Consider the following 17382-nt stretch of genomic DNA (forward strand, 5'->3'; position numbering starts at 1 on the left):
ATTAATACAACTGGTAGATGATGGCAAGGTAAATTTTAGTATTGCATCATCCAAAATATTTAATGCCTTATTGACAGACACGCAACAAGAACCTTCCCAAATTGCAACCACGTTAAATCTGCTCCAGGAAAGTGACAGTAGGTCCGTTGCTGTATGGGTAGATGAGGTAATTGCAAAGTTGCCTGCAAAGGTAAAAGAATATCAAAGTGGTAAAAAAGGGCTTATTGGCATGTTTGCAGGAGAAGTAAAAAAACTAAGTAAAGGCAAAGCCGATATGAATCTTGTAAATAAATTATTGACAGAAAAATTAAACTAAAGCCTCAATGAAAAACTTACTCACCCTTGCCTTGTGCGCTATCATTTTATTATCGTGTAATCACAAAAGCGAGCAGGGAAAATTTACAATTACCGGGCAAATCAAAAACGCACCCGATCAAAAAATATATTTGGAAGAATTATTTTTCAGCGAAAAAAATCCTGAAGTATTAGATACAGCCGTAATGAAAAGTGGCCAATTTACTATTTCAGCCTCCGCTCCTGAAGAAGGATTGTACCGGATACGGATGGAAAAGGATAGTGCCTTTTTTATTTTCATAAATGATAAAATTGAAATCCCTTTTACGGCAGATTTTAATAAGCTTTCCGTAGAAGCAGGTACTTTTAATTCGCCTGCAAATGGTTCATTAAAAAAATTCATTAACGGTATCCGCACACAAAGATCTGATCTTGAAAATAAGTCTGCGGCATTGCAGCAACTATCTGCTTCGGCACAAACAGACAGTTTGTTACTGATAAACAAAAAAGAAGTGGCTGAAAAAGAAATAGGGTATAAAAATTACATTATCCAGTTTATAGATACAACCAGCGATCCGGTAATGGCTTTGTTTGCCCTTGGATATTCGCAGAATATAGCTCCGGAAAAATTAGAAAAATCGATGAATGGCCTTATAAAAAAATTTCCGAACCACATGGCGTTAACCAGTATTGTTGCACAGTACAATCAAATGATTGCCCAATCCAAATCAAAGCCACATGAAGGTGGAATGGCCCCTGATATCAATATGCCCGATACCTCAGGTAAAGCTTTTGCATTAAGCATGTTAAAGGGAAAATATGTGCTGGTTGATTTTTGGGCAAGCTGGTGTGGCCCCTGCCGTGCAGAAAATCCTAATGTGGTAAAAGCATATAACAATTTTAAAGATAAAAATTTCACCATCCTCGGTGTATCATTAGACCAGGACAAAAAGCAGTGGATAAATGCTATTCAATCTGATAGTTTAAACTGGCACCACATCAGCGACCTTAAGTACTGGAGCAGTGCAGCTGTTAGCTTATATGGTTTTGAGGGCATTCCGTTCAACGTACTGGTCGATCCAACGGGAAAAATTATTGCAATGAATTTGAGGGGGCAGGCATTAGAAAATAAATTACAGGAGGTATTGAAATAAAGCTTTGCCAAAGTTCTAAACTTTGACAAAGCTTAAGAGTTTGAATTACTTTTTTTTAGTTACTTCTTTAACCAATGTTGTATCTTCTTTCAAAAACGGCACTAAATATCCGCCGGTATCAATTGTTGTTTTAGTAAAAATTTGTTTTATGGTAGCCTTATCTTTTGAACTAAGTGCGGTGTTATACAGGTACATAGATTGTAATTGAGGTAGTTTTTTTAAAGAGGCAACAGCCGCTTCGGTAATTTTGGTTCCAGATAAATTTAAATATTGCAAATTGGTTATGTTGGCGAGTAATGATATTGCCTTATCTGTAATAAATGTGTTGGATAAATCGAGCCTGGTGAGATTGATTAACTGGCCGATGGCCGCAAGTGCCTCATCATTTGTATTTGTGTTGTGAAGTTTTAGCCAGATGAGTTGCTGTTTTAATTGTACCAATAATTGTAGATCTTTTTTATCAACCATGCTGTCGCTTACAAAATTGGCTTGCAGGTAATTGGTGTTTTGTGCAACCGGTAATATTAAAATATTGCGGTCCTTTAACTGCTCAATTATTTTTTCATCCGCCCTGGCAACAGGCGTGGCGGGTATATCTGTTCTTTCGTTGTGTACTGCCGGCGCAGTTTGCAGCGCAGTTAATAAAAATTTTTCTTTATCTGTCTGCGCAAACTCTTTTGCTTTCCTTTGTGCATCTGCGTTGTTACTGATCCACCAGTGCAGCAGGCTGATCTGGCTTTCTGTCAATTGTGGTTTTTCTTTCGGCGGCATGTGGTGTTCATTGTCTGTTGGCAGCAGCAGGCGCTTGATCAGCTCACTTTCCCCGGCATTGCCCGGCATTATTATTTTGCCGTCTTTGCCGCCCTTCATTAACAAACTGATTTCATCCATGCGCAAACCGCCCTTTTGTTTATTTGCATTGTGACAACTGTAACATCTGGTTTGTAAGATGGGCGTAACAATATCTGTGTAAACAACCGATTCCTGCACATTTGAAATGGGTTTTATAGTTGTATTAACAATGCTGTCCGTATTAAATATTTGTTTAAACGGCTTAGTCAAATAATCTGATCCATGCGTTAAAGAACCACCGAGGTGACCGGTAATCATTAGCAACACTAACAGCCCGAGGGATAACATTTTTTTATTGATGGCAAAGGCAGGATTTTTTTCTTTGGCATACAACATTAGTGAAACCAATGCTACACCAATGCCCATCCACATGTGCCAACTCACGAGTGATTTATCATAGTCATCGCTGATGGATAAAAGATAGCCGGTAATGCAGGATGCAAAGGCAGTACAAGACCCTGCCAATAAAATGACAGGTATTGCAGGTATCAGCGATACATATTTACTTTTGCGGCTCATCCATTGCAGCAGTAATGCAATGAGCAAAATACCCAATGGCAAATGCACGAGCAGTGGATGAAAGTGACCAAGAAATTCAATAACGGACAAAAGTCTCAAGAAATAAAAATTTTAATATTTAACAATCTTTAAAATAAAATGATCGATGCCTCCTGTGTTGTTGAAACAAAATTCTTCAGTCTATGGAAGTGCAGTTTGCTTCAGTCTTTTACATTTTTCCCGCCTTCGGAATCCTATGAGGGGCTGTATCTCTTCCGCAACAAATGCATCATGTACACATTAATAGCCCATTGATCTGCCAGGGGCTGCCGTGTGTAAGGAATGGTGGGCATATAATCCGGGGGACCAAATTCTGTTAACACCGTCAATACTTCTCCTTTTTGTTGTTTGATTGCTACTACCGCATCCCACCAGGCAAAATGTGCTTTAACTGCATCATCCCATTCGGGGGCTCTTGGGTCGGTTACCTGCGGTCCTTCTGCGTGGCCAATGCGGGCATGTATATGATCTGTTCTTTTTATGGCAAGATTCACTGTTTCCTGCTGATCTGCCAGCAGGCTTTCACTTACATTGCACCAATGGGATATGTCCAGTGTAATTCTAAGTTCGGGTATTTGCTGAAAAAAATGCTTTGCAACCGGTGCCGCAAAAAGCATTCTTGAGCGGTGCGTTTCATGATAAATTTTTATACCGGTTTCTTTTGCCAGCACCAGTGTAAAATCTATGATGGCTTTGTTTTCTTCATAGCTAAAATAATCCTTGCCGCTATGGCAATTGATGTACAATGGACGCTGATTTTTATTGGTAGCTGCTGCGGTAATCATTTGTTTAAAAGTAGCAAGATGTTCTTCATAATTGCTTTGATGACCGGCTGTCAAAAAACCAACTTCCAGCGAATATTTTTTTAATGCAGAAAAAAGTTCATCGGCGTCTTTTGGTACGGTGGGCCACCATATTTCGATACCGTCATATCCTTCCTCTTTTACTTTAGCGCAATAAGCGTCCATGCTGCCGGGATAGCCCCAGTTGGTAGCCAATACTTTTAATTTAAACCCTGTATTCATTTGATTGATTTTTTGTGGGCTAGAAAATACATTCAGCGACGCAAGCAACAATGCAGTAGTGGCTGACGTCGATGTTTGTAAAAAGTTTCTTCGGTTAAATAACATCAATAATAGTCAATAGTTGTTAACTAATAATAAACTACTCCTTTGAAATACCGGATTTAATAAGTCCGCTTGGTATCTTAAAAGTTTACCACATTTCTTAGCCTAATTTGAATGTATTATCACTCCACAAATAATTGAAGTCACCTGCAATATTAAGGACTGCATCAATTTCAAATACCGAATCTTGTGATATTTCATAAAAGAGTTTTCGTTTAGTTTCTGATTTACGGGATACCCGTTCTGCTGTATTTAAACGAACCAATGCAGCTATGCTGATACGCGAAATCATTTTAAATTTTTCATCTGATGGTAAATTTTTTGTTAGTAATATCAGACATCAATTTTTTGATATTTCAGGGTTAAAAACATGACAAAAAATTTGAAACCTAAAAGAAATTTTGAAAAATTATGTTCGAAATAAAATTAAATATAACCATTGACAATTCACTATTGAACATTCACCAGGCTAACTCAAAATATCTGTAATTACTTTCCCTCTTGTATCCGTTAATCTAAAAGGTCTTCCCTGAAAATCATAGGTAAATTTTTCATGATCAAAACCCAGCTGATTTAGAATGGTGGCCTGTATATCAAAAGGCTCAACTTTGCCACTGATGGCGCTGTAACCGATCTCGTCTGTTTCGCCATAAGTAAAGCCTTTTTTAATACCGGCACCGGCCATCCACATAGTAAATGCTTCCGTATGATGATCCCGGCCCTTGTATGGATTTTGTTTGCCTTCCCTGTTTTCAGCCATGGGGGTTCTGCCAAATTCTCCACCCCATACAACCAGGGTTTCTTCCAGTAAACCACGTTGTTTTAAATCAAGAATAAGTGCGGTAATACATTTATCAACCGAGCGGCATTTATTGATAAAGCCAATGTCGATGGCAACGCTTGCGTCGGTACCATGGCTATCCCAACCCCAGTCGAACAATTGTACAAAGCGCACGCCTTTCTCTACCAGTTTTCTTGCCAGTAAAACGTTGTTGGCAAATGATCCTTGTCCGGCTTTGGTGCCATACATTTCATGAATATAATCTGGTTCATTGCTGATGTCCATCACATCGGGCGCAGCAATCTGCATTTTAAACGCCATTTCATATTGTGAAATGCGGGAGAGTATTTCAGGATCATTGTAAGCCTTGTATTCTTCTGCATTTACTTCGTTTATGGCGTCAATGCTTGCCTTGCGTAAATCCCTGCTCATGCCTTCCGGATCTTTAATAAACAATACCGGGTCGCCTTCGCTGCGACATTGAACGCCCTGGTAAACGCTGGGCAAAAATCCGCTGCCCCACACACTTTTACCAGCATCGGGATTGGTGCCACCGCTGGTTAACACTACAAAACCAGGCAGGTTTTGGTTTTCTGTACCCAGGCCATACGTTGCCCAGGAACCTAAGCTTGGCCTGCCCAGACGGGCAGAACCGGTATGCAGCATTAGCTGTGCAGGTGCATGGTTAAACTGATCGGTTGTGACCGCTTTTAAAAAACTAAGCTCATCCACAATAGTGGCCAGGTGGGGCATGTTATCGCTTACCCAGGCTCGGGAGTTACCGTGTTGCGCAAACTTTGCCTGTGGCCCCAGCATTTTTGGAACTCCCCGGATGAAGGCGAATTTTTTTCCTTCCAGCAAAGACTGGGGACAAACCTGTCCGTCCATTTTCATCAGCTCGGGCTTGTAATCAAATAGTTCTAATTGTGAAGGTGCGCCAGCCATGTGTAAGTAAATTACGCTCTTTGCTTTTGCAGCAAACGGTGGCAATTTAGGCATCAGCGGGTGAGCAGGATCAAAGGATACACTACTGGATTGAACGGGTGAGTTGGTGCAACTGCCAAACATAGAGCCCATGGCAAGCGCTCCCAATCCCATGGCACTCTCCTTTATAAAATGACGCCGTGTCTGCATGCGCATCACTGCACTTTCTGCTTCGCGTAACAAGCGCTGGTTATGTAAATCTTTTTGTGTCATGGTGTAAGCTTGTGTAAAATATTTTTACAAAAAACAACCTGATAATATTACAAGACCAACGTATAATTTACTGCAGTCTTTGCTACTTTAGTTCTTTTTATGTAAAACAAATTTTATAAGAAAATAATTTATCTATCGCATCATTTATACCGCATCACTAATTTTTTGTAACCACTTCATCTAAATTTAAAATTGCATTTGCCACTACAATCAGCGCAGCCGTTTCTGCATTGGTATGCTTATTTATTCCGCCCACCATTTCACAGGCTTTGTTATCGTTACTTTTAAACTGTTTATATCCGGAATTATATAAATTCATCAATGCCTGTAAACTCTTTTCATTGATGGTATGATGAGTTGCCAATTGATAACCAGTCTGGATTTGCTGATGTACATCCTTGCCTGCCAGTGCCTGCATGCGGAAAGCAAATTGCCGGGCCAGATCAATATATGCGGGATCGTTTAAAGTGGTAAGTGCCTGGAGCGGGGTATTGGTACGTATCCGGCGCACTGTACACACTTCACGGGAAACACCGTCAAACGTTAGCATCGAAGGATAAGCAGCAGACCGTTTCCAATACGTGTACAAGGCCCGCCGGTATTGATCTTCACCTTTACTATCCACCCACTTCGCATCATCATAAGGTGAGAGCCAGATACCTTTTGGCTGATAAGGGAATACACTCGGACCGTACATTTTATTGCTGATTACGCCGCTGATACAAAGTGCCTGGTCCCTTATCTGCTCTGCAGACAAACGTACTCTTGGATAGCGGGTATACAATTTATTACCGGGATCTTTTTGCAATTGCACCGGTAAAATTTTTGAATCCTGTTTGTAAGTGGCACTCAATACAATAGTTTTAATTAATTTTTTCATACTCCATTTATCACCATGCATAAACCCGTAGCTTAACCAGTCAAGTAGTTCCCGGTGAGTAGGCAGCGTACCTTGCGAGCCCATGTCCTCCAGCGTTTCAACCAGTCCCGTACCAAACAATTGTTCCCATACCCGGTTTACCATTGTGCGGGCGGTTAAAGGGTTTTGTGTGGAAGTTAGCCACTGCGCCATGCCCAACCTGTTGGCCGGCGCATTGGCAGGCAATGCACCCAACGAAGCGGGAATACCCGGCTGTACTGCTGCACCTTTTACCAGCCAGTTACCTCTTTCAAAAACATACGAAGTCCGGTGCATATTTTTTGGGTTATCCATCATGATCGGTGTGGTGGGCACATTTGCATTTAGCAACCTCCAATATTTTTTTTCAACGCTGTCATAACCGGGTTGGCTGGCAACTGCAATGTCACTGGTAAAATAAAACCAATCAAACATAGCACCGGTGTCACCTGGTTTTTTCAGAAGGTGGTTGGTGTAGGTAAAATAAAGCGGGTGTATGCCGCTTTGCGGATCCAGCACTGCTTTGCTGATTGTCCATCCATCCTTTGTCTTTTTTAACGGCACGGCTGCAATTAAGGGCCCACTGGGCTGATCCATATGTATTTGCCAGATGCCACCGTCTGCATATCCCTGGTATCGAAAAATTAATTGTGTACGGTTTGTCAGGTCAACATTTTTTAAACGGCAAAGGGCATTATTGCGAACAGCCAGCCATTTGGTATCCGCTAATGCGCTGTTGGTAAAACTATCGCAGGTAAGACTGTTATACGCAGGCTGCCAGGTTTTTAAAAAGGTGTAGACTTCTTTTGCCTTTGCTGGTGAAGCATTGTTTTGCAACCAGTTGGTAATGTTTTTTAATTCCGTTTGCAGACTGTCGTTGTAATGCCGCAACAGCGGATAATCTGCCTGGGTATCTTCATCGCGGCTATCGTTGTAAAATGCAAGAAATTTATAATAGTCTTCGTGTTTAAAAGGATCGTAAGGATGGCTATGACATTGCACGCAGGCAAATGTAGTGCCCATTGTTGCTTGCCAGGTAGTATTTACCCTATCCATAACGGCTGCCGTTCTAAATTCCTCATTGTCGGTACCGCCTTCATCGTTGGTCATAGTATTCCGTTGAAAAGCAGTAGCAATAAGGTCTTCGTCAGTTGCGCCGGGTAATAGATCCCCTGCTATTTGTTTGGTTAAAAAACTATCATAGGGCATATCATGGTTAAAGGCATTGATGAGCCAGTCACGGTAATGCCAGATATTCCGGTTGTCATCTTTCTCATATCCTTTTGTGTCTGCATACCGGGCAAGATCCATCCAGAGTGCCGTCCATTTTTCGCCAAAATGTGGTGATGCCAATAAAGAATCTACGAGATTTGAATAGGCTTTTGCGCTGCTGTCATTCAGGTACTGCCGGACAATATTTTCAGGCGCAGGCATACCAATAATATCCAGACTTGCACGACGCAGTAAAGTTTGTTTATCCGCCTGCGGCGAAGCGAATAATTCAGTTCCTTTCCATTTTGCTTCAATAAAATTATCAACTTCATTGCTGGCCCATTTACTTTTGGATTTGAACAAACCAAAGAAGGCGGCAGGCTGAGGCACGGATGTTTCTTTTACAGTAGTATAGGCCCAATGCTCACCCCAGTGAGCACCTTCGTCAATCCATCTTGTAAGAAGCGCAATGTCTTCTTTTGGTAAAGGATCATGTTTATAAGGCATTCTTTCCTCTGGATCTTTAAGGGTAAGCCTGCGGATCATTTCACTATTGCCCGCATCTCCGGGAATAATGGCCCGTTTACCGGATTCTGTTTTGCCCAGTAATGCTTCTTCCCGGAACAACAAACTAAAGCCTGCTTTTTGTTTTACCCCGCCATGGCAAGTGATGCAATTTTTATTGATGATAGGTTTAACATCTGTGGTAAAATCAACCGGGGGTTTTTTGATTATGTACAAAAAGCTGCTTGTCGCAAATAAAAGCAATAGGGCTACAACAATAATTTTTTTTGATGGCAAGACAGGCATTTACATATACGTTTACCTGCTAAAAATACTGATATTTTGTGGTGAACTTTGCCAAAGTTTAAAACTTTGGCAAAGTTATTTTAACTCACTCGGCAATTCCTTCCAGCGCCAGAAAAAACGCATACTCTCTCGCTTTATCTTTTAGGGGTTTAAATCTTCCGGAAGCGCCGCCATGACCGGCTTCCATATTGGTGTACAGAAACAATTTGTTACTGTCTGTTTTCATCGCCCTGAGTTTAGCTACCCACTTAGCTGGTTCAAAATATTGCACCTGGCTGTCGTGTAAACCTGTTGTTACCAACATGTTGGGGTATGCTTTCTTTTCTACATTGTCGTAGGGTGAATAGGATTTCATGTAGTCATAACTTTCCTTATTGGCGGGATTACCCCATTCATCATATTCGTTGGTAGTGAGCGGAATGGTGGGGTCACTCATGGTAGTTACCACATCTACAAAAGGCACTGCCGCAATAACCCCGTTCCATAAATCTGGCCGCATGTTTACCACAGCGCCCATTAACAACCCTCCCGCACTGCCACCATTAATGTACAGGTGTTTTGTGCTGGTGTATTTATTGTCCAGCAACCATTGGGCACAATCAATAAAATCATTGAAAGTATTTTTCTTTTTCATAGTCTTTCCGTCTTCGTACCAGTACCTGCCCATTTCTTCCCCGCCACGGATGTGTGCAATGGCAAAAGCAAACCCACGGTTTAATAAACTTAACCGTACACTGCTGAAAGCCGCATCGGTACTAATGCCATAACTGCCGTAGGCATACAATAACAACGGTGCATTGCCATTTTTATTAAATCCTTTTTTATACACAATAGAAAGGGGAATTTTTGTTCCGTCTTTGGCAGTGGCAAAAGCACGTTCGGTTGTATAATCGGCTACCTTAAAACCACCCAATACTTCCTGCTGTTTCATTAATTTTTTTTCCTTGTTAACCATGTTGTAATCATACACAGAAACAGGTGTGGTTAAAGAGGTGTAGTTAAACCGGAGTACATCTGTATTAAAATCAGGATTGGCGCCGATGCTTGCGGTATACGCCGGTTCATCAAATGCCAGATAATATCCGGTATTGTCTTTCAGATTGATGATATGTATTTGTGTTAAGCCATTGATTCTTTCGGATACGGCCATAAAATTTTTAAATAATTCGAAGGCCTGTACCAAAATGCTATCGCTGTGCGGCAGCAGGTCTTTCCAGTTGGTGGAGTCTTTTTTATCTTCCGTGCAGGTAACTATGTTAAAATTTTTTGCATGCAGGTTGGTGCGGATGTAAAATCTGTCATTGGCATGATCAACATCATACAATACTTCTTTGATGCGGGGCTGAAAAACTGCAAATGCGTCGTTGGGCTTTGATGCATCAATCCATTTTATTTCGGACGACAAAGTTGCCTGTGAAGTGATCAGAATATATTTATCCGATTTTGTTTTGCTTACACCGATATAATTGCTGGGGTCTTTTTCCTGATACACTATTTTATCGGTGGCTGCTGCTGTACCCAGTACATGTTTCTTTATTTTTTCAGATAGCAAGGTCACGGGGTTTTTAGCGGCATAAAAAATGCTCTGGTTGTCGTTGGCCCAAACCGGATCGCCTTCAGTACCGGTAATGGCATCTTTATAAGTTTCGCCTGTTTGCAGGTTCTTTATATAGATGGTATATTCCCTTCTTGATAGCATATCTATTCCATAGGCCATTAAATTATTATCCATGCTGATGGCAAATCCTCTCGCTGAAAAATAATTATGCCCTTCCGCCAGGGCATTTACATCCAGCAGCACCTCTTCTGCTGCGTCAAGCGTTCCCTTCTTTCTGCAATACACAAAATAATCTTTGCCTTCAACCTGCCGGGAATAATAAAAATAGCCTTGTTTAAAAGACGGTACAGATTCATCTTTTTCTTTTATCCTCGCCTTCATTTCGGTGTACAATTTTTCCTGCAATGTTTTGGTGCCGGACATCATCGTATCGTAGTATTTATTTTCTGCTAACAGGTAGTCAACCACTTTGGTACTGTCCGGCCCTTTTTTAAAATAATCATTCAGCCAGTAATAATTATCCGTTCTTGTATCGCCATGGGCTGTTAATGGAGTTGACTTTATTTCGCATACCGGAGCTTTTATATTGGCCGGCCAGTTGTAAGAGGTTTCCTTCACGTTCGATTTATTATTGCATGATAAAGCTGCGATTGCTAAAATAGCAAAGGGCAGGAAGTTTTTTATTTGCAGGTGCATATATGGATTGTGTTTTAGCGCTGTATAACTTTGCCTATGTATAGTTTCTAAAGTTCAGTTTCGTCTTGCCAGTACCACGGGTAATTTAAATTGCTTTGTCGTTCCCTTTAAATTAAACACTTCTGCAAATACAATATAAATGCCTGTTGCCAATTGCTGGTAGTTTTGTCCAAGCCCATCCCATGTAAAACTTCCTTTTGTACCACAAAGCGCATTGCGTTGCAGGTAACGTATCCTTCTGCCTGCTGCATCAAAGATAGTGATGTTAGCCACATAGCCCGGATCGGGGAAATTATAATTAATTGTAGCAAAATCATCCAGCCCATCGTTATCGGGCGATACAATTTCGGGCAGTACTTTCATTTCACCCTGCACTCCATCGTTTACATGATACTGTGAGTTTTTATATCCAGGGGTTCCATAACTCACGCTGGTAGAGGCAGAATGCCAGTTATCGGGAGATTGTGAAGCCGCATTGTAATCAATCCGTTCCAGCGATACGCCTTCAGTATTCGCCAATAAATTAAAATGCCATTTTTCATTGTAGTTTACCTGGTCGGTAATATTTCCCTGTGCATTTAAAATAACAACATTACCCTTATCGTCATTAAAAGAGGGTAAGTCAACCGTTATAAAAGCATCAGGATTTTGATGAATGTATGCAGATTTCACCCATCCAATATCATTGCTCATTAAAATGAAATCCTGGGGAAACAGCAGATAACTTTCAGCACTAACAGCCATAATATTATTAATGGTACCATTGGCAGCACGGTTGGCAACGTATGTTTGTTTAAGATCAATTATTTTATTGCTGCGGTTGTATAGCTCAACATAATCACTGCCTTCGGCTGGAGGATTAAATAAAATTTCATTGATCACCAGGTCAAGGCTATCTGCCACTATGCTCAATCCCACCCTTGTAATATTTTTATTGCCAATAACATTCCCTGTGCAATCTGTTACTCCGTTTACAGTGATGGTATAAATTTTAGAAGCTGACAGTGGTATATTTAAACGAAGATTTACTTTATCAGGAACGGGAGAAAAAGGTGTGGCAGTAACAGGCATATCAATACCATCATTTAGGCGATAGTTATTTATAGATGCGGCTTTACCGGCATCCAGCGGCTCATTAAATATCAATACGATATTTAAACTATCGGTTGCATAAGCTCTTAACAACCTGGGTACATTTGAATCTGCATTGACAGCGTTTGCAGTATTCTTAGTGCCGGGCGTGCCGCCACTTAAATCTGTACTTGCTTTCCAATTAGTGCCGCTGCCGCACGGATTTTTAGTGTCCATCATTTCAAGGCTCCACCCACCTTTTTTCTTTAACTCATTTTGATACCAGCTCTCCGAATAATTTACTGCATGGATTATTTCCCCCCGGGGAGAAATAATCCATAATTGTTTACCGGCATTATTCAGAGAAGGAAAAGCGGTTACTGCTATCGCTTTTCCAAAGGGCAACATTGCGGTAAGCGAACTTGTTGCACACAGGATTACAAAACTATCCGACAGCAAAACAAAATCTGGCATTGCGCCGCTTACTCCATTATCATCATTTATTTTCCAGCCACTTAAATTGATTGCAGCAGCAGAAGTATTTTTTAATTCTATCCATTCATTGTTAGGCAAGCCCCCCTGCAAAATTGGATGTGCCATGATTTCATCAATCACCACATCATAAGGTTGTATAGAATTTAATGTCAAAAATACAATGGGCGTTGTTTGATTTATCATACTGTTGCCGGCAATATCTTTTACTCCATTTACCGTTAGCTGGTTGTTAGGCGTACCAGGAAAATTACTATTGAACGTTAGATGAACCAAAGCATTGTCGTTTGCATCCAGCAACGCCGCCAAAGGAGCGCCGGTTAAATTATTAGCCGTATAATTTGAGGTTGTCTCACTGCTGGTTTTGTCTAAAGGCTCATCAAATAACACATCCAGTCCGTTGCCACTGGTTGCTCTGGCCGATTGTATTATTGGCGGAGTAACATCGACCAACAAATTCTTCACTTCAATATCATCAAAAAAGTGTTTTCGTGCAAAGCTGGCTACGGTACTTTGTTTAATCAGCATACCAAAAAAAGCACTCGTGATAAAGGTGGCATCGTTAACTGTTCCTTCCAAAAAATAATTATTTCCTGTACCGGTGATGTCCCGATACAATATCCATTGATTGTTTGCATCCCTGCTAACTTTTATTTTTACTTTGTTACTGGATGTACTGTTTACTGATCCGTCAACGCCATCAATTATTTTTACTGATACTGCGCCTGCGTCTTTCCGGTACAAACTTATTTCGTCGGTTGTATTGCCTATGCGAACGAAATAACCGGTTGTATTACCTGCCATAAGATCACTTGCAGATGACACTAAATAAACGTCTGTATAATTGGCAGAAGAAGTAGCAAAAGCAAGATCTGCAAAGAGTTCCCATTGTACATTGAGTGCCAGCTTGCTGGGTGTAGTAATATAGAAACTACTGTTAGCAACGGTATTGTTACTTTGTAATTGTCCGAAGGTATTTACAATCCAATCGCCTGCGTTTGCTATCCATACAGGATTTTCCGAAAAATTTCCATCCGAAAAATTTTCTGAAATCTGCGCCACACTTACCGAATGCATAAATAAAATCACCGGAAGAAAGAGTAAGATTTTTTTAGGCATAAAGAATGGTTATGAGCAGATGAATAATGATACATTCTGGTCAGCAATATTATTTTGATGACATTTCAACTTCAGGCATTTTAAAGGTAATATTTATTATTATTTAATCATATTTATCCATCAATACATTTATCAGCAAAATGAAAAAATAAAATAATTATAAATTTCAATGAATCAGTATTTCCGTCATCCAACACTCCAATTAAATAGCTAAATCGTTAGATGGTAATGAATTTATTTTGTGTAAATTTTTGGCTGATTATGAAATAGTCCCTATTTTCGCAACCGCAATGATTACAATAAAACATACAAAAACAATTAAGAAATATTCCGGCAGCGGCAGGTAATCAGTATTTTGTTTGTTACACAATATGCACAGCCTTCCGCCAAAAACGGGAGGTTTTATTTTGTCTGTTCTTTTAATTTTAAACTGGGAGACTACGCACAAATAAAAAATCTTTAATTAAAATAAAAACTAAAACAAATGAAAGTTGCAGTGGTTGGCGCTACCGGTTTGGTAGGTACTAAAATGTTGCAGGTATTGGCCGAAAGAAATTTTCCGGTAACCGAATTAATTCCTGTTGCTTCTGAAAAATCAATAGGTAAGGAAGTGGAATTTAAAGGAACAAAATACAAGGTAGTTGGTTTTGAAGAGGCCCTTGCGGCAAAGCCCGCCATTGCTATTTTTTCGGCCGGTGGCGGAACATCTTTAAATCTTGCCCCCAAATTTGCCGAAGCGGGTATTACAGTAATTGACAATTCCAGCGCCTGGAGAATGGACCCCACAAAAAAATTAGTAGTACCTGAAGTGAATGCAAATGTGTTGACTGCTTCAGATAAAATTATTGCGAATCCCAACTGTTCTACCATTCAAATGGTGGTGGTATTAAAACCTTTGCATGATAAATACAAAATAAAAAGAGTTGTAGTATCTACCTATCAAAGTGTTACTGGTACTGGTGTTAAAGCAGTAGAACAATTAATGAATGAAAGAAAGGGCATCGAAGGCGAGATGGCCTACAAGTATCCGATTGACCTGAATGCCATTCCGCAAATCGATGTGTTTCTGGAAAATGGGTATACCAAAGAAGAAATGAAAATGACGCTTGAAACTGTAAAAATTATAGGAGATGCAAACGTTAAAGTAACAGCAACTACGGTACGCATTCCGGTAATGGGCGGCCACAGCGAAAGCGTAAACATTGAGTTTGAAAATGATTTTGACCTGGCCGAAGTAAGAGAGATTTTAAGCAAAGCTCCCGGCATTGTAGTGCAGGATGATATTGCCAATTTTGTTTACCCGATGCCATTAACGGCGCATGAAAAAGATGAAACTTTTGTGGGTAGAATCAGGCGGGATGAAAGCCAGCCGAATACGTTAAACTGCTGGATTGTAAGTGATAATTTACGCAAGGGAGCTGCAACCAATGCCATACAAATTGCAGAGTATCTATTGGAAAAAGGATTGGTTTAACCGCTGGGTTTCTATAAAATTAAAACGGCCATCCTTTAAAAAGATGGCCGTTTATTATTTTGGAAGCAAGAGGATTAACTGATGGTCCAGGTCTCATTGCCCCGCAGCAATTTATCCAAATCGCCCTTTCCTTTCTTTGCAATAATTTCATCTATCTGCATGGCCATACCATCTTCATAACAGGGACGATCTGTTTCGAAAAATACGCCAAATGGCCTTGGTAAATGACCTGCGAGTCTTGGGTCATCAAACATGCGGATTAATATCTGTGCTTTATAAAAATCTTTTTCGTCATGTATCCAAAGATCATCCAGGCTTGCTTTACCTGCTCCCACTTCCACAATCACCGGTTTAAATCCATCCAGTTTTATGCCCTTGTTTTGTGATGCACCAAATACCAATGGTTTGCCCTGTTCCAGATACAATCCTTCTTCCTGCTTATTGCTTTTTTCAGTAAATACTTCAAAAGCGCCATCATTAAAAATATTACAGTTTTGGTAAATTTCTAAGAAGGAGGAACCCTTGTGCGCCTGTGATCGAAGCAACATTGCCTGCAGGTGTTTTGGATCCCTGTCCATTGTTCGGGCGATAAAGCTGGCGTCTGCGCCCATGGCCAGAGCCAGCGGATTAAACGGATGATCAATACTGCCAAAAGGAGTAGATTTAGTCACTTTATTTTCTTCCGATGTGGGAGAATATTGCCCCTTTGTTAAACCATAAATCTGGTTATTAAACAATAAAATATTTACATCAAAATTTCTGCGAAGCAAATGAATGGTGTGGTTTCCGCCAATGCTTAATCCGTCTCCGTCACCCGTAACAATCCAAACACTCAGTTCGGGCCGGGCTGCTTTTAAACCACTGGCTACTGCAGTTGCCCTGCCATGAATACTATGCATGCCATAAGTATTCATATAATATGGAAATCGGCTGCTACAGCCAATACCACTGATAATTACAATATTTTCTTTTGGAATACCCAGCGTAGGCATTATTTTTTGCACCTGGGCTAAAATAGAATAGTCACCGCAACCGGGGCACCAGCGTACTTCCTGATCGGTGGCAAAATCTTTTGCAGTTAGTGTTTTTACGGGTGCAGAAGTTGCTGTTTCACTCATGTGGAATTTTATTAAGGCTGTAAAGTTACAATTAGATGATAACATTTGAAAATGAAAACTCCATTCGTGTATACATTAACATTTGAACTCTCCATTTATTGCTATTTGGATTCTTTTAAAAAATCTTTCACTCCTAAAACAATCTTTTCAACCATTTGCTCCTGAAAATTTTCATCCAGTATTTTTGTTTCTTCTTCGAGGTTGCTAAGAAACAAAGTTTCTACCAGTGCATTCGGATATTCAGTTGGACTATTGAGCATAAAATTAAAAGAACCTGTATTGCCATATTCCTTCAAACCCAATTCCAACATCCGTTTATAAATATCAAGGCTTAAATTTTTAAAGCCAATATACCGGTAATAAGTACTGGTGCCGCTGGTACGAAACGGATCTTCAGATGAATTGAGGTGAATACTTAACAGGAGATCGGGTAAACTATCCCGGTAAAATAGAATGCGTTCTTTGTTATCAAAAAACTGTTCTTTGGTACGGGTCATAATAACCCTGGCACCTTCTTTTTCAAATGCCTTTTGCAATTTCAACGATAGCGCAAGTGTTAGTTCTTTTTCATAAATGCCTGTTGCTCCTACGGCACCGGTATTGGTGCCGCCATGCCCGGCATCCACTGCAATCACTAAGTTTTTTAAGGAGAGGTTTTCCGGCTGATGCTTTATTTTTATTACCAAAGTATTGCCATTGTAATAAACCAGGTGGCCCCAATGCTGTGCATGTTTTAAAGTAATGGTTATTCTGAATAAGTCATCTTCCACCTGTTGATAATCTACTTTTGCAATTTCTTTTGCCGTTTGTAATTGTGTGATCCAGTTAGTGTTATTGGTAGCACCAAAAATATCAACAACAATGGTAGATGGATCAGTAGCCTGGTAAGACTGGTAAGGCAACCTGGCAAACAATCCTACTTTAACGTAATCATATTGATCTTCACCATACACATTCCATTTAGCCGTTAA

11 protein-coding genes and 1 pseudogene are annotated in these 17382 nt (G+C 40.3%); 3 read left to right on the plus strand and 9 right to left on the minus strand.

The window, feature by feature from the left end; genetic code table 11:
• Together gatB and H7254_RS13265 are read left to right on the plus strand one after the other, a co-directional pair.
• Window positions 1–316: pseudogene (gene gatB / locus H7254_RS13260) on the plus strand (Asp-tRNA(Asn)/Glu-tRNA(Gln) amidotransferase GatCAB subunit B); the annotation flags it as partial.
• 7 nt (window positions 317–323) lie between these two features.
• Window positions 324–1448, plus strand: a complete 1125-nt coding sequence (locus H7254_RS13265) for a TlpA disulfide reductase family protein (protein WP_301933426.1) — start codon at window positions 324–326, stop codon at window positions 1446–1448.
• 45 nt (window positions 1449–1493) lie between these two features.
• Here H7254_RS13265 and H7254_RS13270 read toward each other — a convergent pair whose 3' ends face one another.
• From H7254_RS13270 to H7254_RS13300, 7 genes are all read right to left on the minus strand, one after another.
• Window positions 1494–2918 (minus strand): c-type cytochrome domain-containing protein, encoded by a 1425-nt coding sequence (locus H7254_RS13270; RefSeq protein ID WP_301933427.1) that lies wholly within the window; start codon window positions 2916–2918, stop codon window positions 1494–1496.
• Between the two features lie 134 nt (window positions 2919–3052).
• Entirely contained in the window at window positions 3053–3883 is an 831-nt protein-coding gene (locus H7254_RS13275; protein WP_301933428.1) for a sugar phosphate isomerase/epimerase, read from the minus strand.
• Between the two features lie 202 nt (window positions 3884–4085).
• Window positions 4086–4322, minus strand: a complete 237-nt coding sequence (locus H7254_RS13280; RefSeq protein WP_367875444.1) for a four helix bundle protein — start codon at window positions 4320–4322, stop codon at window positions 4086–4088.
• 132 nt (window positions 4323–4454) lie between these two features.
• Window positions 4455–5963 (minus strand): DUF1501 domain-containing protein, encoded by a 1509-nt coding sequence (locus H7254_RS13285; protein ID WP_301933429.1) that lies wholly within the window; start codon window positions 5961–5963, stop codon window positions 4455–4457.
• 157 nt (window positions 5964–6120) lie between these two features.
• Entirely contained in the window at window positions 6121–8814 is a 2694-nt protein-coding gene (locus tag H7254_RS13290; RefSeq protein WP_301933430.1) for a DUF1553 domain-containing protein, read from the minus strand.
• 154 nt (window positions 8815–8968) lie between these two features.
• Window positions 8969–11059: a S9 family peptidase gene (locus H7254_RS13295; RefSeq protein ID WP_301933431.1), complete on the minus strand. Its 2091-nt coding sequence runs from the start codon at window positions 11057–11059 to the stop codon at window positions 8969–8971.
• A gap of 132 nt (window positions 11060–11191) precedes the next feature.
• Entirely contained in the window at window positions 11192–13819 is a 2628-nt protein-coding gene (locus tag H7254_RS13300) for a lamin tail domain-containing protein (RefSeq protein ID WP_301933432.1), read from the minus strand.
• 484 nt (window positions 13820–14303) lie between these two features.
• Here H7254_RS13300 and H7254_RS13305 point away from each other — a divergent pair, with 484 nt between their 5' ends.
• Complete coding sequence (locus H7254_RS13305) at window positions 14304–15293, plus strand: aspartate-semialdehyde dehydrogenase (protein WP_301933433.1); 990 nt, start codon at window positions 14304–14306, stop codon at window positions 15291–15293.
• A gap of 74 nt (window positions 15294–15367) precedes the next feature.
• On the opposite strand, the gene H7254_RS13310 is transcribed toward H7254_RS13305, so the two are convergent.
• Window positions 15368–16411, minus strand: a complete 1044-nt coding sequence (locus H7254_RS13310) for a 2-oxoacid:ferredoxin oxidoreductase subunit beta (protein ID WP_301933434.1) — start codon at window positions 16409–16411, stop codon at window positions 15368–15370.
• Window positions 16412–16512: 101 nt separating this feature from the next.
• Window positions 16513–17382: N-acetylmuramoyl-L-alanine amidase (locus tag H7254_RS13315; RefSeq protein ID WP_301933435.1), on the minus strand; the 870-nt coding region annotated here is incomplete at its 5' end.

This window comes from Ferruginibacter sp., assembly GCF_014377975.1.
GTDB lineage: Bacteria > Bacteroidota > Bacteroidia > Chitinophagales > Chitinophagaceae > Ferruginibacter.

Bases quoted from the DNA above. Each gene is read 5' to 3' on its own strand.
- H7254_RS13265 (WP_301933426.1), top strand. From the start codon at position 324: ATGAAAAACTTACTCACCCTTGCCTTGTGCGCTATCATTTTATTATCG.
- H7254_RS13275 (WP_301933428.1), bottom strand. From the start codon at position 3,883: ATGAATACAGGGTTTAAATTAAAAGTATTGGCTACCAACTGGGGCTAT.
- H7254_RS13285 (WP_301933429.1), bottom strand. From the start codon at position 5,963: ATGACACAAAAAGATTTACATAACCAGCGCTTGTTACGCGAAGCAGAA.
- H7254_RS13300 (WP_301933432.1), bottom strand. From the start codon at position 13,819: ATGCCTAAAAAAATCTTACTCTTTCTTCCGGTGATTTTATTTATGCAT.
- H7254_RS13305 (WP_301933433.1), top strand. From the start codon at position 14,304: ATGAAAGTTGCAGTGGTTGGCGCTACCGGTTTGGTAGGTACTAAAATG.
- H7254_RS13310 (WP_301933434.1), bottom strand. From the start codon at position 16,411: ATGAGTGAAACAGCAACTTCTGCACCCGTAAAAACACTAACTGCAAAA.